The following is a 17,872-nucleotide window of genomic DNA, read 5'->3' on the forward strand; positions in this document are numbered from 1 at the left end:
GGTCAGAAGGGACCAAAGCGCAGGCGGATCTGCTCACGCTCGCCCTCGGACAGGCGGGCCAGCGCGTCACAGTGGTAGGCCGACCCTTCCCGTGCCTTCGTCGCCACGCGCCACCAGGCTTGCGGATCGCTGCAATGCAGACCCACCAGATGCGTCTCGTCGTTCTCGGGTCCGCAGCCTTCGAGGAGCGTCCAGCCTTCCTTGTGAGCCTGTCTGGGTTCAAAGGCCATGGCCTGTGCGGGGCGTTCGAGGGTCTCTGACATCGTCTTTATTTCCTTTCCTGACCCTCTCCGGCGAGCGCAGGACAGCGCGACCTGCCAGAGCGACGCGCAGCGTCGGGACCGCCCGGCCCGCAGCGTAGCGAGGACACGGACGGACCCACCTCTTGCGGGGCGGGCTGGCCTGTGCTGCCCCCTCCCCTCCTTTTCCTTTTTTAACCTTCTGTTTTTTCTACTTTTTTCTAATTCGGCCCTGCCCCCTGCCCGAACGCTCCGGCCGGTAGCTCCCAGGCCGGTGTGAGGACGGTCGGGATCGGTCGCGACGACAGGCACGCGCGGGCCAGATCGGGCGCTGACAGTGCAGCGTCATACGGCCTGCCCTGCTCCGCGAGCTGCTCCAGGGAGACGGTCCGCTTGATCGTGCAGCCGAACTGCTGCTCGTACTGCACGAGGCGTTCAAAGCGGGCAGGATCGAGCCAGCGGATCGTTGCAAACTGCCGCGCATCGCCAAAAATACAGGTGGCACAGGACAGCCTGGAGAAGCCGATGCGGTATGGCAGCGCCGGCATCACGTTCCAGCGCTTCAGACTCTCCCAGACCTGCGCCTCGCTCCACTGGTGGACCGGCCGCCAGTGATCGACATGCCGGCGACGGCGGGTGCCATGTCGCGTGTCCGTGCGGTGCGGTTCAAAGGCGGCATAGCGGCACGGTTGGGGCTTTCCTCGGCCCGCTCGCCCGTTACGAACAGCGTGCGCCGGTTCAGAAAGCGCTCCTGCCCGCGCAAGGAGCGATCGGCGACGTCAATCTTGGTGACGCTGGAGCACCATCGGGTCGTCAGGCTGGCGGAGACCTGAGGGAACCGCAGACGTGTGCCGTTTGGCCCCTCCCCGCCTGTACGGATCAGCCCGTCAGGGCTTTCGAAAAGGACAGGCGCCGTCGGGGCAGCGTTGCGGAGCATCTCCCGCTCGAAGCCGCCCTCTCGCCAGGAGCGATAGAGCGGCAGTCCGAAATCCTGCGCCAGCGCGCTCACATAGGGCGAGGTGGAGGGCCAGTCCATGAAGGATGGCCCCTGCCCGTCCACCTCGTGGTGCCACAGTTCCAGGCGGTCCTGCGGAGCACCGGCTTCAAGGAGGGTGAGAAGGCAGGCGATGCCGTCTTTCCCGCCCGACACGGCCACGATGATGCTGTCATAGGAGGTCAGATCCGGCGTCATGGCACAAACCTGCTGACAGGAGCACCTGTCCGGACAGAGCGACACATCAGGGCGCTGGGGACAGGAGCGGCGCGGAGCACGAGTGGCTTTACATGCCGGTTATCCCAGCTCAGGCCTTCGCAGCGTGAGAGGAGTCCAAGCTGGGTCGCTGCCTCATCCCTGCACGCACACACCCGCTCATTGCCGCCCGTACTGCGACGGCAGGGCTCATGGGCTGGCGCGTTGCAGCCCGTGCAGGCGATGGTCAGAGCCGGATCGCCACCTTCCCAGTGCTCATTGCACTTGCGGCAGGACACAGGCTCCTGGGTGTCGGTCCAGCGCATGGGCGGCCGACCGCGTGGAGTTGGGACATAAGGAAGGTAATGACGGCGCATGATGCTCGATCCATTTCTGGTTTTTGAACATCGTCGCGTCCGGCTGGGGGCTGCTCAGACTGCAACAGTGCCGCGTAGCGGCAGGATCAACGCGGCCCGCAGTCACGCGCAGGCGGCGCAGCCGGCGAGCATGGCGAGGACACGCGTTGACCCACCTGTTGCGGGCTGGGCAGCTCCCAGCCAGCCCTTCCCTCCCCTTTCCTCCCTTTAACCTTTCTCTTTTCTCTTAAATCTTTTCGTCTCCATCATCCTCTCATCCGCGGTTAACTAACGTTTTCATGCTTCGGGTGTTATTCCGGTTCGGGATATATTACCGGTATCGGAAACTAATTAGGTTATTGATTTAATTCCGGTAATGGATATATATCAGATTAGCGAAACGATTCCGGTTATGGATTTAATACCGGTTATTGCAAAAATCTGGAGGGATTGATGCCCGTAATTGTGATGGCTAGTCCGAAGGGGGGAGTAGGAAAGTCGACCTGCGCCGTTCTGTTGGCTACTGAGTTTGCACGAATGAACGCCGAGGTGACGGTTCTTGATTGCGATCCAAATCACTCGCTGACACGTTGGGCGTCCCGAAACATTCCACCCGGTATTCGTCTGGTATCGGACGTGGGCCGGTCCGAAATCGTTCAGACAATCAAACGAGCCGATGGCGATGGAAAGATCGTCATAGTTGATCTCGAAGGTGTCGCTTCTCAACTTGTCAGTCGTGCCATATCTCAGGCTGACCTCGTGATTGTACCGATGCAGGCAACAGCCTTAGACGCTGAGATCGGTTCAGAAGCCTTGGCTCTCGTGAGAGAAGAAGAGGATGCCTTGGGAAGGACGATCCGGCACGCTGTGGTACTTACAAAGACGAGTGCTGCGATAAAAAGCCGCGTTCAGAAGGATCTTGAAAGCCAGCTCCAATCAGAAGGCATCGACCTCATACAGCCATCATTAGTCTCCAGGGCCGCTTTTTCCGAGCTGTTTGCCTATGGCGGCGATTTGACGTCGATGCTGGAAAACAAAGAGATGACGACAGGCGGAAAAGTGGACAAGGCTCTAGAAAACGCTAGAGGCTTTGCGGAGGCTGTATATGACCGGCTCAAATAGATTGGCAGGACTACGTGCACGTCCGAAAGACGAAAGCGTACATCAAACGAAAATAGTGGATGCTGTGGGCGAGGCACATGGCTTTTTAGATCGTACTCCACGACGTAAGCCCGGTCGGAAACCTAGCCCTCGGACCTATCAGATTCATCCCAAGATCATGCCAGAGATTGGAGACGCGATAGCGGGTGAGGCCGAGCGTTTAGGCATTACACAAGGCGCACTGATCGAGATCATGTGGCGTTCCTACAGCGAACGAAAATAAGAAGATCATTATAAATACCGGGAATAATTCCGTTACCCGAATTAAATAACTGACCGGAATTAAATATTATACCGGTATTATATCTTAGTCCACAGACTTAGTTATGTCTGAGACGTTCCTGATATGCCAAGAGTCCTTGTCTAACCTAGCTTTCAAGAGACTCTTGGCAAGGATACCGTTGATAATTCTCTTGCGCTTCGCCTTCGTTTGTTCTTTTTATGTTCTCGTTAAGGAGAACAAAGATGACAACGGACGCCGTGGCGCGACTGCGCGAGCAGGTCCGACGCCTGGAGCGTCGAAGCCTTCCTCATTCCCATACTGACACCCTACCTACCGGGCATTCTGCCGTCGATGACCATCTCGGCGGTGGCCTCAAAACGGGTAGCCTGCATGACTTTCTGATCTCCGATCCTCTGGAGACGGGGGCCAGTCTCGCCATGCTGCTGCCCATCCTGAAAGAGGGCAGGGGGCCGGTCTTCTGGATCAGCGACACATCTGCCGAACTGAACGCCTGCGGGCTGCATCAGTCCGGTGTTTCACTCGAATATCTGGTCTGCATTGAAACGGACCCGGCCAACCTGCTGTCGGTCGCCGAAGACATCTTGCGCGGCCCAGAACGCGCACTGGCCGTGATCGCCGGACGTCACGTCCCAACGCTCAAGGAAATCCGCCGCCTCAATCTGGCTGTGGAGGCGAGTGGAAATACAGGCTTTTTCCTGCGCTCTGCGCCTCTCGCACAAGCGCCTGGAAAAGACCCCTGTGCGTGCGCCACGCGGTGGCGGGTCGTCTCCCATCCTTCATCGCCTAAAACGCTTCCGGGACTGGCCATGCCGCGTCCCGGTTCCCGACGCCTTTCTGCCGCGCTGTTGCGGGTGAGGGGAGGCCGCCCTGCTCACTGGATCCTCGACTGCACCGATCATGCGCCGCTTTCTCGCTCTCTGGATGCCCTTCTGGCGCACCGAGCGCCTCCAGCTCTCCCGCCCGGGAGACTTCCCGACCGACAGGCCGCTCGTTGTGCACGCGCTGGCACATAACCGTCACACCGTCACCGGTGTCAGTCCGGCTGCGCTCGCGGCCGGACTGACACCGGGACTGCCGCTGGCACAGGCCCGCTCCCTGGTGCCGGATCTTCTGACGGCAGAGGAAGACGCAGAAGCACAGAGGGCAGCGCTGACCGATCTCTGCTCCTGGCTGATCTGGCTGTCGCCGCTGCCCGCGTTCGATGTTCCGGACGGTCTCTACAGCGACACCACCGGATGCGCCCATCTTTACGGCGGCGAGGCGGCCATGCTGGATCTCGTCAGGGAACGCCTGCAGGCGAGAGGGCATTCCTGCTCCGTGGCGCTGAGCGATACGGCCGCAGCCTCACGCGCCCTGGCCCGCTCGGGGATCGACCGGATCTGTCTCGTGCCTCCCGGTCAGCAGAAACAGGCGCTGCATCCTTTGCCCTGTTCAGCGCTTCCGTTACCCGAGAAGACACTGTCCAGCCTTACCCGGCTCGGCCTGACCACCATTAGCGACCTTGCAGACCTCCCTCGCGCGCCTCTGGCCAAGCGATTTGGGGCGCAGCTTCTCACCTGCCTCGATGAGGCTCTGGGACGGCAGGCCAGCCCGCTCAGCGTGTTTCAACCTGCGGACCGGATTTCCCTGACCCGGTCTCTGGTCGAGCCCATCAGCACACCGGACGCTATTGCCACGGTGATTGCCGCACTCGTGCCGGTTGTCTGCGAAAAGCTGACGGCGCGCGGGGAGGGGGCGCGGCAGCTCGACTTTCTCTGCGTGCGCGTGGACGGATCCATTCAGGCGATCCGCGTGGGGACATCCGATCCGACGGCTGACGTGACACGTCTGATGCGCCTGCTGGGAGACCAGATCCCGCAAATCGCGCCCGAGTTTGGGATTGAAACCGTCACCCTGACCGTCAGCGCGAACGAACCGCTTGAAGCCGGACCTGAGCGGTCTGTCCTGCCGGACGCTGTCGCATCCTCGGAGCGCGCTCTCCCGGCCACTCTGATCGACCGGCTGTTGAACCGTCCGGGGGTTGTTTCTGTCCACCAGCTCGCGCCCCGGTTTACCGCCTGGCCGGAAGACGGACAGTCTCGCATTTCTCCAGACGACGTGGCAGAACCCGCAGACGCGAGCCAGATGCTCTGGGCGCGGCCGAACATCCTGTTCGATCTGCCCGTCCGGGTGCAGGTGACTGCCCTGCTTCCGGACGGTGCGCCACGCCAGTTCGTCCTCAAACGCCAGACACACCGTATCGCGGCGGCCGATGGCCCCGAACGTCTGCTGGGTGAGTGGTGGCAGACGGCCGAAAGCTACGGTGCGATCCGCGACTACTGGCAGGTCGAGACCACGACCGGCCTGCGCCTCTGGCTGTTTCGCAAAGGCGACGGAGCCCACGACTGGTCCGGGTCGGGCGCGTGGTTTCTTCAGGGGATATTCTGATGGAGCCCCGTGATGACCTGATCCCGGCCAGCACCTCGGACGCGGCCGAAGTCCTGATGCACGCGCTGTGCTATGACGGACGCAGGCGGACGCATGACGCCGCCGAGCTGATGGCCCGTCTCGTGGCCGAGCGTCTGGTCGCCTATCTGGAACGCTCGGGCTTCGTGGTCATGCGCGCGCCGACCAGCAACGCTCCAGACAGCAGCCGGCACCCGCATCCGCACAGGCGCTAGGCCGTGACTATGCCTTACGTCGAATTGCAGGTGACGTCCTCGTTTTCGTTCCTGCGCTCGGGCAGCCAGCCGGATGAGCTGATTTTCCAGGCGAAGGCTCTGGGTTATGACACCATCGGTCTGACCGACTGGAACACCGTGGCCGGGGTGATCCGCGCCCATCTGGCGGCGCGTGAGGCCGGTCTGCGTCTCCTGCCCGGATGCCGTCTGACTCTGCGCGATGGCAGTGCGCTCCTGGCCTATCCCCGCAACCGTGCGGGCTGGGCAGGTTTGTGCCAGCTCCTGACTCTTGGTCATCACCGGGGCGAGCGGGACGTTTTCCTTCTGGGGTGGGAGGATCTCGCCGCCGCGGCCCCGGACCTCCTCCTGATCCTGTTGCTGCCCGAGGACCTGGCAGAAGTGTCTGGTCAGGTTCAGAGCCTGCTGGATCTGCCCGGACAAAGGGCGGGCGAAGAAGAGAGCCGGTTTCTCGCGCTGACGATGCTCCGGCAGCCGGGAGATCTGACGCGGCTTCACGCGCTCGCGGCGTTCAGTGCGGCACAAGGTCTGGCCTGCGTCGCGACGGGAGACGTTCTTTACCACGATGCGCGCCGGCACGTTCTTCAGGACGTCGTCACGGCGATCCGGGAAGGCTGCACCGTTGATGATCTTGGCAACCGCCGTCACGTTCACGCCGATCGCCATCTGAAAGCCCCTGAAGAGCAGGCGCGTCTGTTTTCCGCTTTTCCGGACGCTCTGGCCAACACGCGACGGATCGCGCAGGCCTGCGCCTTCAGTCTCGATGACCTGACCTACCAGTATCCGACCGAAACCGAGCGCACGGGCGAAAGCGCACAGGACACCCTGACACGCCTGGTCCAGACCGCACTGCCGCGTCGCTACCCGGCCGGGGCGCCCCCTGAGGTCGAGACGCAGATTGCCCACGAGCTGAGGCTGATCGGCTCTCTCGCCTATGCGCCGTATTTCCTGACAGTGAATACGATCGTGCGCCATGCCCGCTCGCTTGGGATTGTCTGTCAGGGGCGGGGATCAGCCGCGAACTCGGCCGTCTGCTACGTCCTGGGAATCACCAGTATTGATCCGGTCCGCTCCGGCCTTCTGTTCGAGCGCTTCATCTCGGCCGAACGGCAGGAGCCGCCGGATATAGACGTCGATTTCGAGAGCGACCGCCGAGAAGAGGTCATCCAGTGGATCTACCGGCATTACGGCCGCCACCGCGCGGCCCTGTGCGCGACCGTGCAGCGCTATCAGCCCAAAGGCGCGTTGCGGGAAGTCGGCAAGGTTCTGGGCTTGCCCGAAGATCTGACCGGCCAGCTTTCAAAGCATGTGGCCTCCTCTCTTGCCGATCCCGATCTGTGCAAGGCCCGTGCGGCGGATCTTGGCCTGAACCTGAAGGATCGCCGCCTCAGTCTGACGTTCCATCTCGCACGTCTGCTTCTCGGCTTTCCGCGCCAGCTTGGCACCCATCCGGGCGGATTTGTGCTGACCGAGGACCGCCTGGATGAACTCGTCCCCCTGATGCCGACCGCCATGGACGGGCGGCAGATCATCGTCTGGGACAAGGACGACATCGACGTCCTGCGCTTCATGAAGGTCGATGTTCTGGGTCTGGGGATGCTGGGCTGTCTGCGGCGCGGGTTTGAGCTGCTGCACACCGTGTATCAGACGCGGATGGATCTCGCCGCGATCCCGGCCGAGGATCCGCAGACCTATCGCATGATCCAGAAAGCGGACACGCTTGGCACGTTCCAGATCGAGAGCCGGGCGCAGATGTCCATGCTGCCACGCATGAAGCCTCGGACCTTTTATGATCTGGTGATTCAGGTGGCGATCGTGCGGCCGGGGCCGATCCAAGGGGATATGGTCCATCCCTATCTCCGCAGAAGAGAGAAACTGGAACCTGTCACCTACCCGTCCGAGACCCTGCGCGGCATTCTGGGGAAAACACTGGGTGTCCCGCTGTTCCAAGAGCAAGCAATGCAGGTGGCGATTCACTGCGCGGGCTTCACGCCAGGCGAGGCCGACCAACTCCGCCGCGCCATGGCGACTTTCAAGATGACGGGCGGGGTGTCGCCGTTCCGGGACAAGCTGGTGAACGGGATGCTGGCCAATGGCTATGAGCAGGACTTTGCCGAGCAGACGTTTAGCCAGCTCGAAGGTTTTGGCAGCTATGGCTTCCCAGAAAGCCACGCCGCCTCCTTTGCCCTGATCGCCTATGCCTCGGCCTGGATGAAATGCCATTACCCGGATGTGTTCTGTGCCGCCCTGCTGAACTCTCAGCCGATGGGATTTTATGCCCCCGCGCAGATTGTTCAGGACGCACAACGGCATGGGGTCGAGGTCCGGCCGATCTGCATCAACGCCTCACGGTGGGACTGCACGCTGGAGCGTGGCCGGAACGGACGGCACGCGGCAGTCCGGCTGGGGTTGAGGATGGTGCGCGGGTTGGCGAACGGCCATGGGGCCGCCCTGATCGCAGCCCGGATGCCGGATTATGAGAGTATTGATGATGTCTGGCGTCGTGCGGATGTGCCGGTCTCGGCGCTTGAATGTCTGGCGGAAGCGGATGCGTTTCGAGTGTTCGGGCAGATGCGCCGTGCGGCCCTGTGGTCAATCAAGGGGTTGGCGGATACCGCCCTGCCACTGTTTGAAGCGGCGGATCGGGGCCGAAACTTTCCGCTGCCGGAAGTGATCGAGCCGGAGATTACCTTGCCGCAAATGTCAGAGCGGGCGTCGGTGCATGAGGATTACCGGGCGACGGGACTCAGTTTGAACCGACATCCCGTCGCGTTTCTACGGGAGGGCTTACGAGAAGAAGAGATCGTTCGTTGCGGAGATCTTCCTTATCTGCGGGATGGACGCCGGATCCAACTCACCGGATTGGTGTTGATGCGACAAAGGCCAGGGACGGCCAACGGCACCATGTTCGTCACGATCGAAGACGAAACCGGTACGGCCAATCTGATTGTCTGGAAAGACATGCAGGAGAAATACCGCCGTCCTCTTCTCGCGTCCCGGCTTCTGGCCTGTAAGGGGCGACTGCAGAAAGAGGGCGATGTGATCCATGTCGTTGTGCTGAGCTTGGAAGACAGGACACCGTTGCTTCAGGGATCGGAGCTGCTGAAGGCACGCGACTTCCGGTAGGGGCCAATACCGGCTCGCCCGATTTTATTTTAAGAATGAAGACATTGTTGTTGATGTTGATCCTGTGGCGTTGTGGGCAGAGCCGCGCCCTGTGGTCAGCCGGCAGGGCTGTCCATCGGGACGCGAGCGACCGTGAAACGGCTGTCCATAAATCCACAGGCTTTAAGCACGTCGAAAGTCAAATCCGCACATCATTCGTGCGGCTGTGACGGTGCTTCAACCTTTACGACTGAGACCCGCGCGTTCGAGTAGGGTGTAGCGGACGGATCAGGATGTGTAATGATGTCTGAACCGGCAGCGGCGGCGAGCAACGTGCCAAAATATGGATCGTTTTCTTTTGCGATCGAGAGGATCTCGTCCGCGCTGACGGGCGCGCCAAACTCTTTCCCGAGCTTGCTCAGAATATAATTGTCCAGCACCGCGTGAATCATGAATGGCTGGTTCCGGACAGACAGCAGAGCTAACAAATTCTCTGGCATGTCTTCGTTAGGCTCAGCCTCCATCACGGCGTCCACGTTATCGAGCAGAACGTAGAGGACGACACCGTAGATCGTGACCTCCAACGCACGCTGCTCACCGGTCTCTGTATCAGTCATTCCTGGCTCTCCTGTTTGGTGACAGGAGGATAGTTGAACTACATTGTGCGACTGAGAAGTGGCCTATCGATGATAGGATGAGGATCCTGTCTCGGAAGAAACACTGTGCGCAGGCAGCGAATTGTCTCAGGAGGGCGCAATTATTCCTTTTCTCCGGATGCCCTTTTAGTAAGCCACCTGCGGGCAGCAATGGGGGGTGAGCGGAAGGTCCGGTTTTCGACTGGATTTGCCTGAAGCAGACCTAGGTATTTAGTCCCGGGGTTTGATGGTGTGGTATTTTCATGAGAGTGGAAGGAAGCCTTATGGGACAGAGACGTCATGGGAGCGCCACGACCACGCACGCCGTGCGAGCAGCACTACAGCGATCGCAGGCTTCGCTCGCGACGCTGAGCAAGGAGTTCGGGATCAACCCGAAAACAGTTGCAAAATGGCGAAAGCGTCAAACGGTTGAGGATCAGAAGACAGGTCCTAAAGAGCCGCGCTCAACGGTCCTGTCCGAGACGGACGAAGCGATGATCGTGGCGTTTCGCCGGCATACTTTACTGCCGCTGGATGACTGTCTTTATGCCCTGCAGGCCAGCATCCCTCATCTGACACGCTCGGCTCTGCATCGCTGCCTTCAGCGCCACGGGATATCCCGGTTGCCGGACATCGAAGGAGACAAGCCCAAACGCCAGCGCTTCAAACGCTATCCCATAGGCTTTTTTCACATCGATATTGCCGAAGTACAGACTGCTGAGGGCAAGCTGTATCTCTTCGTCGCCATCGATCGGGCCAGAAAATTCTCTGTCACACAACTGGTTGAGAAATCCGATCGGAAGACCGCCTGGGAATTCCTCGAATATCTCCTGAGCGTCATTCCTTATCGGATCCATACCATTCTGACCGATAACGGCATCCAGTTCGCTGAACAGCCCCGTAACCACAATACGGCGTGGTCGCGTCCAATGCGCTTCGACATGATCTGCGAAGCCCACGGGATTGAACACCGTCTGACAAAACCCAACCATCCCTGGACGAACGGTCAGGTTGAACGGATGAACAGGACAATCAAGGAAGCAACCGTCAAACGCTTCCATTACGACAGCCACGAGCAGTTAAGGACACACCTCAGCTATTTCATGGCAGCCTATAATTTCGGGCGAAGACTCAAGACCCTCAGTGGCATTACCCCTTACGAATACGTCTGCAAAATCTGGACTTCAGAGCCAGAAAGATTCATCATCAATCCAACCCATCAAATCCCGGGACTAAACACCTAGTTGCTGGCCTCCGCACAGAAACACCCGATGAACGCTTAGAAGCTCAGCTCTATGCCAAAGATTATGACCACAAGACAGAAGGCTCTCTATGAATCGAAGACTCTGCCCGGAGAGCGATTTCGCGTGCAGCAAAACGTCGAAATACGACGTAGGTACGCAATCGGTATGACTGCTGTACATGCGTTTCTTAGGCTCAGGCCTCATAGCCAGAAGATGACGGTTGCGGCGTTTGTATTTTCGCTTGTCGTATCTGATGGGTTTCCCGCGGGATCTCCGTCCCGGAATGCAGGGCCTGATCCCCTTTTTTAGCCGCAGGCTTGAAGCCTTGTGATGTGCTTTGAGATAGGTCGCATCAATCATAATGGTCTGAGGCTCTGCCTTTTCGGCAGACAGGCCATCCATCATCCGCATGAAAATGCCCATGTCGCCCCAACGCTTCCAACGGTTGTAGAGCGTCTTGTGCGGACCGTATTCCCGGGGCGCATCACGCCAGCGCAGACCATTGCGGTTCACCAAAATGATGCCGCTCAGCACGCGGCGGTCATCAACACGAGGTTTGCCGTAGCTGTTTGGAAAGAACGGTCGCAGGCGCTTCATCTGATCGTCCGTCAGCCAAAACAGGTCGCTCATCTTCAGTTTCTTCAAGGAGGCCTGAATCACATTCAGCCACTAATATCAATGGGGCCTGAGGCTAAGGCATTTCTATGTTTGGGATGCAGGAGAAGTCAGACTTATTCGTCTTCTTCTTAGCCATGTCTATCTTACACTTTGGCTATGAATTGTGCTCTCACCGACCGATCATTCGCTTCTCGGGTACAGGTGGTGGAGACGGGTAGAGCAATATTCCTGTTTCTTGATCAACTTCAACATGCGCCTCTGGGTAAACGGAAAGAGCGAGTTTGAGTGGAGCTATAATATCTCTTTTAAACCCTCGTAGCTGACTATACTCAGAACCAAATTGCCCTTTGAGGGCAGCCCATGAAATGTTAACCGGGTCTTTGAGTACGTGAAGCCTATAAGCCAACCAAATATAAATATCAATTGCTTTTGATTTGCTGGATATCTGCCTTATAGCAATTTCTCTTAGCGGTAGTGGATGATCAATAAGGCTTTCGTAAAAACTTTCATCCAATCTGACAACTTCTCTCCATAGAGAAGGTTGATTCAAGTCGTTATCTATGGGGAAAATTGCATCTCTAATGAATGCCCCATTGCTTACTAGTTCTTCTCTGCCATTGCTTCGAAAAAAAGTTAGTCGGCATCGACTAATACGCTTTGCTTGATCCCTAACTGCGTTGTAGGTATTTCCACCAACAGCAATACCCATTGCCTTGAGCCAAGCATTCATTGATGCTCCAAGCTCTACTTCGCGCGACTTTGTTTTAACGGCTTGTGTCTGGAGATAAAGCAGAATCATACGAGCCATTGATCCATAGGGGATTCCAACGGCATCTTTATTTTTATCTAGCCCGCTCTCGATCAGAAGTTTTATATTACCGCCATCACGTTCCCAAACTGTCTCAGTGGTTTTTTTGTGAGGAAGTGCCGCCATTGCGAAGCCAGAATGGGTTATTCCGATCGACATTGCTTCATCGGCCAGCACTTCATGTGCGGCATCCACACAATAGCGTTGCACCTTACTTTCCAAGGATGCTTGGCGTCTTGCCTCTTCTAAACCGTGCAGTTCGAGGAGATTGTGGATTCTTCCCATGAGCAGACCATCGGCGAGAGGATAAAATGTGTCAATTTGGACTCTACGCACATTGAGGCGCTTGGATTCTACGCACGCCTAGTTTGGACTCTGCTCACGCTGTTCTAGAAAAAGATATTAGTAATCTTATTAGATGGTGTGCGTAGGATCCAAGGGATAACCCGGGTTCTAGTAAGTAGAGTCCAAACTAGGCGTGTGTAGAATCCAGAGGACAACCGAGAAGGGCAATTTTCCGCCTGTGAATAAGTTTTTTTCTGATGATACCGAGGTGCGTAGAGTCCAATACCGAATCAGGCACAGATATCTGTGAGCTGAGGTGTGTGTAGAGTCCAATTCCTAATTGCTTTCCCAGCCGTGCGTAGAGTCCAATGTGCCCTATATCCTGCTCAACAATGGTTCATGCTGGTTTTCGCGTTGACGACTTTAAGCTGCTCGTAGCAAGTTAGCTGGGTAAGCAGCAGTTCTCCTTCCCTTGCCAGCTCCAAAACTGCCGCAAGATGAACAGCCCACGCGGCCTTGCGGTGTGTCAAGCTTTGAGGGGTTTCCGTGGGAGAGAGACTTATCACGCCCTCGATGAGGTCCCATGCGCTCTCCGAATGTTCGCAAAGCTTCTGCTGCCACCACGCGACGGCGTCTTGAACGGATAGACGGGGCAGAGCTGAGGGAAGAAAAATGCTTTCTTCAGGCATCAGCTGCGCCCGCCGACGGGAAACAGACAAAAGCGCGTCAAGCAGATCTCGGGTGAGGATGCGAGATGCTGTCTCAGCGACAGAAGGCGAGAAGACCACGCTCCCGCGTCCGAAAACGTCTTCTCCTAGGACAGCACGGCGTTCGAATACCTCGACAGTCCTCTGAAGGGCGTCCTTTCGAAGCAGGACCCGTTGAATCTGTTCGGCCGCTGAAAGCGCGGCGCTGTGGTCGGCCGTGTCGCCCCGGAGCAGCAGGGCAGAGCGCATCTGCACCAGGGTCGCCGCCAGCACTAGGTCGTTCGTTGTCTGTTCGAGAGGACGACGTCTGAGGCTCTCCTCTATACAGGCTAAAAACTGCTCAATCAGATCCGTCAGCGGTAGCGTCCGAAGATCCACGGCGTTCCGACGGATGGCGTGTAGCAGCGCGTTCAGAGGACCTTGCCAGGCTCCCACCTCCAGAAGTGGCTCCTCAGACATCGTAAAGCGGGCGAATGGAAAAGGTGAGGTCGGGCCATCGGGTCGCAATATCCTGAAGAGCCGCCCAAGGCGTCCAGTCCGCCGACCAGAACGAGACGCTCCAGTGGGTTGTGTCCTCCTTCGAATGCCCGTCTATGCTCTCAACTTGCTGGAGCGGTCGTGAAGTGCCCCAGTGTTCCCACAGCCAGGCCTGTGTTGCAGGGGAGCCGGGCCCGAGGGAGAGAACATCCAGAGGCATGGGGCAAAGCGCGTTGAGATCAAACGGAACGGAGCCCGATCCCGCCTCCCGTGCGACAAGAAGCTTCTGACTTTGAACAATCTCGTTGATCAGAGCGGCCGTCCGGGCCCCCTGAACGGGAAAGATCCGGCTCAGGCCTTCAGAAGCAGTAACATCCGGTCCCCACAGTAATCGGCCAGTGCCCGCCGCCGCCGCCTGGAACCGGTCCAGCACAGTCTCCGGTCCCGTGACGGTCAGAACATGCGCCAGCCAGTCCGGCTGGGGACTGAAAAGGGGCGGAGCGGGAAGGGGCTCCGGTTCTGCAGGCCCTGATCCCAGGATTGGAAACGCCGTGCCGCTCGCGGGTGGCCTGGGGGCAGGGCGGGGAAGCGTCGGACGCGTGGGAAGACGCAAGCCGGTCTCCGGGTCCTCATCGTCGGTCGGGACCGATTCACTGTAGCCGTGGGCTACCGGTCGCGCTTCGAGCTCCAGCCGATAGGCCTCCAGACGGGCGACCATCGCATCAACGTCGGCGATGATCTCAGTCGTAGTCTGTGGCACCGGTTACAGATCCAGAAGATGGGCGGGAGAGTCCAGGTCCAGGCGGGCGCGACGGACATAGCGGCGCATGCTGCGCAGATCCCGGTGGCGGGTATGGGCCATGATCTGCTCGTCCCGGGCATTGGCCCGGAAGGCCTCGGTGACGAAGCCGGCGCGCAGGCCGTGCGGGCTGAGGCGTTCCCCGGAGGGAATTTTGAGTCCCGCCATCTTGGCCCGACGCCGCAGGATCTGTCGGATGGCATCCGGATGTAGGGCATCGCGTCCGACCTGCTCCCAGCGATTGATGGACCGGAAGAGGGGACCGTCCGTAATCTCGGCTTTCTTCAGCCAGCGCTCCAGAGCCAGAACCGGGCAGGTTTCGCGATGCTTGCCACGGGGGAGAAACACCTCTTCGCCGCGCTGTTCGGGGTCAGTCTTGCTACGGGCGATATGAAGCTTCAATCCGGTGCCGACGATCCGGACGGTCTCGATTGTGAGGGCAACCAGCTCCGAACGCCGCAACGCTCCGGCAAAGCCGATCAGCAGAAGGGCCCGGTCGCGCAGATCCGCCAGCGTGTCGACGGTTTTGCCCTGTGCGGGGGCGACGAGGCTGCGGAGTTCCTGCGAGGTCAGGGCGGCGGCCTGTTTCTGGGGCGTGCCATACAGACGTCCTGCTGCGCGCAGGGTGGTGCGGATGGCCGCGTGGCCAGAACTCCACGCCAGCCCTCGCATGCGATGCTGATAGCCAATGGCCGCCAGGCGGCGGTTGAGGGCCGAGCGACTGAAATGTGGGGCCAGACTGTGCAGCCAGGCCGCGACGACAGGAGGGGCGGCCGGAAGCGGAGACGTGTCGTGTTCGTCGCACCAGGAACAAAAGGCCTGCCAGTCATGGGCATAGGCCCGCAGCGTTTCGGGCGCATAGGCTGCCGTTCGGGCACTGTCCTTTGCCGCGCTCAAAGCACTCTGCAGAGCGGGAGAGGGCGCTTCGGAAAGGTGTTCTGCGGGGTCTGTCGGGACTGTCATGCTGCCACTTTTCCCTCTGAAACACTCAACAAGTCTGCCGTGAGACGGCAATTAAGGCAACCCTGATCTAACACGTGGTAAGAGAACATTACCACGTGTTAAAACGACAAAAAACAGTCCCAGAAGCTCCGTAGAACGAGCTCCAAAGGGCCTAGAGCGGGCCTCTCAGGCCTTCGAGCAGCGGATCCAGCTCCGCCAGCGATCGGAGCCCGTAGGTCACGAGGAAGGTCTCGGTCGTGGCCCAGAGCTGGGGCTGGCCCGGCACCGGCTTGCGGCCGACGCTGCGAATGAGGCCCTTCTCCTGCAGCAGGGCCAGAGTCTTCTGGGGCAGGGCCGCATCCCGGAAGCTTTCGATTTCGGGTCTGGTGACGGGCTGACGGGCAGCAATCAGAAGCAGCACCTCGAGCACGGCGCGGGGTAGGCGTTCTGGTGGTTTCTCTAGTACTGCCTTCAGGATCTCCGCGAGATCGGGAGCAGTGCGGAACATCCAGCCGTCTCCGACCGCGACCAACTCAAACCCCAGCCCCTCCGTGCGTTTGGCCACCTGACTCATGATCTGGGCGATTTCCACGTCTTCTCCCAGAGCACGCGCCAGCATCGTTCGCGAAACGGGAGCGCTGCTCTGGAACAGGAGGGCTTCGGCCAAGCGGACGGGAGCGGGGGAGGGATACGTCATGACCAGAAGCATATGGTCGTTTCGGGGAGGGCGGCCAGAGCCGGGAACATATCGCTGACGGATCTGTTCCAAAATTTCGGAAAACAGGGCCCACCAGAGGTCTCTGTCAGGTCGCGATTATGTGCTAACAAACCGGAATGCCGATCCGACCGGAATTGAAAGCGCTGTATCCTCCCAACTGGCCCGAACTGAGTTGGCAGGTGAGGTTCGAGCGGGCAGGGGGTGTGTGCCAGCGCTGCGGGCGTCCGCATGGCCATCGCCTTCAGGTACTGCCAGGTGGCCGGTGGAAGCATCCTGACACAGGACACTGGGTCAATGGCCGGGGTAGGCGGGTGGCCTCTCCTGACCTGATCGAGCTTCTGCAGGTGCGCGAGACGAAAGTGTCCCTAGCGGCCGCTCATCTGAATCACGATCCCACCAGCAACCTGTGGCGGAATTTGCGTGCGCTCTGTCAACGCTGCCATCTTCTGCATGACCGAATGTATCATCTAGCCCAACGCCGTCTGACATTGCGACGGCGTCTGGCTCTCGGGGATCTGTTCGAAGGGCCCTATCAGATTGGAATGAATCTTAAGAGGTATGAAAAATACTATGGTTAATCTTCTTCGGGGGAAGAGGGGTAGCTCTGATCTCAGCGAAAAAATAAAAAGCCGTCGGATATTTTGATGTCTGTTATGGACGTTGGCTTCCGGAATAGTGACGGAAAATAGCCCAATTTAAAGCTGAACGAATTTTGTTGGTATCAGATCAATTTATGGATATACGTTGAGTATATACTGTATGGAGGATACCATGCTTGCCCGCACAACTCTCTTTCTTTCCAATCGTTCTCAGGCTGTACGGCTTCCCAAAGCCGTTGCCTTTGATCTTAGTCTGAAGGACGTCGTGATAATTCCTGATGGCGTACGACGTATTATTGCGCCAGCGCATGTCGCATGGGATGATTTTTTTTCGTCCTCCGGCACTGAGTTACCCGAACGCAATCAACCTGCAATGCAGGAACGTGAAAGCTTTTGATGCTACGTTATCTTCTGGATACAAATTTTTGTATCCGCGTCTTGCGTGACCGTCCAAAGGGCTTACGCGAGCGTTTCAACGATAACGCCGAGGCCCTCTGTATTTCAGATGTTGTGCTTTACGAACTTCTATATGGGGCGGAAAAATCTCAAAATCCGGCAAAAATCCGACGTGAGGTAGAGCATTTTGCTGCGCGTTTGTCTGTTTTGCCATTTGACGATAATGCGGCAGCACATACAGCAGAAATCAGGGCTGATCTGGAAGCCCGTGGGTGTGTTATCGGACCGTACGACTTAATGATTGCGGGGCACGCCCGGAGCAAAGGACTGGTCGTTATAACCGGAAACCTACGAGAATTCACCCGGGTAAATGGATTGCGTTCTGAAGATTGGACGCCGGATTGACGGGAGAAAGTCGCCGACATGGCCTCGATAGCCTGTCGCTTCCACTAGCTGTCAGGTTGTGAGACGTCATTGGGACGGCGTATCGTGGGCTATTGCCGCTTACGCCCCCTGGTTTGACGTTGAACGCCGGAGTGATTGTTAATGCATCAGATCCATCCGCAATCCCGCACCACACCTGTCGTCCGGGCCGAAATTGCACGCTCGATGGAAGGGACCGGGGTGTTGGCGCGACGCTTCGGCGTCAGCGACGAGACCGTGCGCAAATGG

19 protein-coding genes and 2 pseudogenes are annotated in these 17,872 nt (G+C 58.7%); 10 read left to right on the plus strand and 11 right to left on the minus strand.

Going from position 1 to position 17,872, the window contains the following annotated elements:
* Nucleotides 1-2 precede the first annotated feature (2 nt).
* From GAL01_RS11285 to GAL01_RS11295, 4 genes are all read right to left on the minus strand, one after another.
* Entirely contained in the window at nt 3-263 is a 261-nt protein-coding gene (locus GAL01_RS11285) for a hypothetical protein (protein WP_062027015.1), read from the minus strand.
* A 197-nt stretch (nt 264-460) separates the two neighbouring features.
* Nucleotides 461-787, minus strand: a complete 327-nt coding sequence (locus tag GAL01_RS16045) for a hypothetical protein (RefSeq protein WP_231865192.1) — start codon at nt 785-787, stop codon at nt 461-463.
* Nucleotides 788-801: 14 nt separating this feature from the next.
* Nucleotides 802-1,431, minus strand: coding sequence for an adenine nucleotide alpha hydrolase family protein (locus tag GAL01_RS16050; protein WP_231865191.1), 630 nt, complete (start codon nt 1,429-1,431; stop codon nt 802-804).
* Nucleotides 1,428-1,805, minus strand: a complete 378-nt coding sequence (locus tag GAL01_RS11295; RefSeq protein WP_145995629.1) for a hypothetical protein — start codon at nt 1,803-1,805, stop codon at nt 1,428-1,430. The genes GAL01_RS16050 and GAL01_RS11295 overlap by 4 nt, the downstream gene beginning before the upstream one ends.
* Here GAL01_RS11295 and GAL01_RS15735 point away from each other — a divergent pair.
* The 6 genes from GAL01_RS15735 to GAL01_RS11330 all read left to right on the plus strand — a co-directional run bounded on the left by GAL01_RS15735 (nt 1,804) and on the right by GAL01_RS11330 (nt 8,993).
* Nucleotides 1,804-2,016, plus strand: a complete 213-nt coding sequence (locus GAL01_RS15735; RefSeq protein WP_062027013.1) for a hypothetical protein — start codon at nt 1,804-1,806, stop codon at nt 2,014-2,016. The two genes, GAL01_RS11295 and GAL01_RS15735, sit on opposite strands and share 2 nt — an antisense overlap.
* Nucleotides 2,017-2,237: 221 nt before the next feature.
* Nucleotides 2,238-2,906, plus strand: a complete 669-nt coding sequence (locus GAL01_RS11305; RefSeq protein WP_062027011.1) for a ParA family protein — start codon at nt 2,238-2,240, stop codon at nt 2,904-2,906.
* A 504-nt stretch (nt 2,907-3,410) separates the two neighbouring features.
* Nucleotides 3,411-4,202, plus strand: coding sequence for an ImuA family protein (locus GAL01_RS11315; RefSeq protein WP_099253272.1), 792 nt, complete (start codon nt 3,411-3,413; stop codon nt 4,200-4,202).
* On the plus strand, nt 4,087-5,616 hold the full coding sequence (locus tag GAL01_RS11320; RefSeq protein ID WP_255308587.1) for a Y-family DNA polymerase: 1,530 nt from the start codon (nt 4,087-4,089) through the stop codon (nt 5,614-5,616). The genes GAL01_RS11315 and GAL01_RS11320 overlap by 116 nt, the downstream gene beginning before the upstream one ends.
* Nucleotides 5,616-5,849 carry a PDDEXK family nuclease gene (locus GAL01_RS11325; RefSeq protein ID WP_062026999.1) on the plus strand — a complete coding sequence of 78 codons (234 nt, stop codon included), beginning with the start codon at nt 5,616-5,618 and terminating at the stop codon, nt 5,847-5,849. Before GAL01_RS11320 ends, GAL01_RS11325 begins: the two co-directional genes overlap by 1 nt.
* A gap of 9 nt (nt 5,850-5,858) precedes the next feature.
* Nucleotides 5,859-8,993 (plus strand): error-prone DNA polymerase, encoded by a 3,135-nt coding sequence (locus GAL01_RS11330; protein ID WP_169926424.1) that lies wholly within the window; start codon nt 5,859-5,861, stop codon nt 8,991-8,993.
* Nucleotides 8,994-9,184: 191 nt separating this feature from the next.
* On the opposite strand, the gene GAL01_RS11335 is transcribed toward GAL01_RS11330, so the two are convergent.
* Nucleotides 9,185-9,589, minus strand: a complete 405-nt coding sequence (locus GAL01_RS11335; protein ID WP_062026995.1) for a hypothetical protein — start codon at nt 9,587-9,589, stop codon at nt 9,185-9,187.
* Between the two features lie 302 nt (nt 9,590-9,891).
* On the opposite strand from GAL01_RS11335, the gene GAL01_RS11345 reads away from it, so the two are divergent.
* Nucleotides 9,892-10,851 (plus strand): IS481 family transposase, encoded by a 960-nt coding sequence (locus tag GAL01_RS11345; RefSeq protein WP_062026997.1) that lies wholly within the window; start codon nt 9,892-9,894, stop codon nt 10,849-10,851.
* Nucleotides 10,852-11,067: 216 nt separating this feature from the next.
* Here GAL01_RS11345 and GAL01_RS11350 read toward each other — a convergent pair.
* From GAL01_RS11350 to scpB, 6 genes and pseudogenes are all read right to left on the minus strand, one after another.
* Nucleotides 11,068-11,481, minus strand: a pseudogene (locus GAL01_RS11350) (transposase); the annotation flags it as partial.
* Between the two features lie 157 nt (nt 11,482-11,638).
* On the minus strand, nt 11,639-12,562 hold the full coding sequence (locus GAL01_RS11355) for a replication protein RepA (RefSeq protein ID WP_082790570.1): 924 nt from the start codon (nt 12,560-12,562) through the stop codon (nt 11,639-11,641).
* A gap of 386 nt (nt 12,563-12,948) precedes the next feature.
* Nucleotides 12,949-13,647: a segregation and condensation protein A gene (locus tag GAL01_RS11360; RefSeq protein ID WP_231865196.1), complete on the minus strand. Its 699-nt coding sequence runs from the start codon at nt 13,645-13,647 to the stop codon at nt 12,949-12,951.
* 73 nt (nt 13,648-13,720) lie between these two features.
* The gene (locus GAL01_RS11365; protein WP_062027079.1) at nt 13,721-14,506 is read right to left on the minus strand and encodes a hypothetical protein; all 786 of its coding nucleotides are present in this window, start codon (nt 14,504-14,506) and stop codon (nt 13,721-13,723) included.
* A gap of 3 nt (nt 14,507-14,509) precedes the next feature.
* Complete coding sequence (locus tag GAL01_RS11370) at nt 14,510-15,508, minus strand: site-specific integrase (RefSeq protein WP_062027077.1); 999 nt, start codon at nt 15,506-15,508, stop codon at nt 14,510-14,512.
* Between the two features lie 151 nt (nt 15,509-15,659).
* Nucleotides 15,660-16,184 carry an SMC-Scp complex subunit ScpB gene (gene scpB / locus GAL01_RS11375; protein ID WP_231865195.1) on the minus strand — a complete coding sequence of 175 codons (525 nt, stop codon included), beginning with the start codon at nt 16,182-16,184 and terminating at the stop codon, nt 15,660-15,662.
* A 792-nt stretch (nt 16,185-16,976) separates the two neighbouring features.
* Here scpB and vapB point away from each other — a divergent pair.
* The 3 genes and pseudogenes from vapB to GAL01_RS11395 form a co-directional block, all read left to right on the plus strand.
* A complete protein-coding gene (gene vapB, locus GAL01_RS11385) occupies nt 16,977-17,201 on the plus strand; it encodes a type II toxin-antitoxin system VapB family antitoxin (RefSeq protein WP_062027083.1) in 225 nt (74 codons plus the stop codon).
* Nucleotides 17,201-17,605, plus strand: coding sequence for a type II toxin-antitoxin system tRNA(fMet)-specific endonuclease VapC (gene vapC, locus GAL01_RS11390; RefSeq protein ID WP_082790579.1), 405 nt, complete (start codon nt 17,201-17,203; stop codon nt 17,603-17,605). Before vapB ends, vapC begins: the two co-directional genes overlap by 1 nt.
* 141 nt (nt 17,606-17,746) lie before the next feature.
* A pseudogene (locus GAL01_RS11395) lies at nt 17,747-17,872 on the plus strand (IS481 family transposase); the annotation flags it as partial.

Source organism: Gluconobacter albidus, from assembly GCF_002723915.1.
Classification (GTDB): Bacteria; Pseudomonadota; Alphaproteobacteria; order Acetobacterales; family Acetobacteraceae; genus Gluconobacter; species Gluconobacter albidus.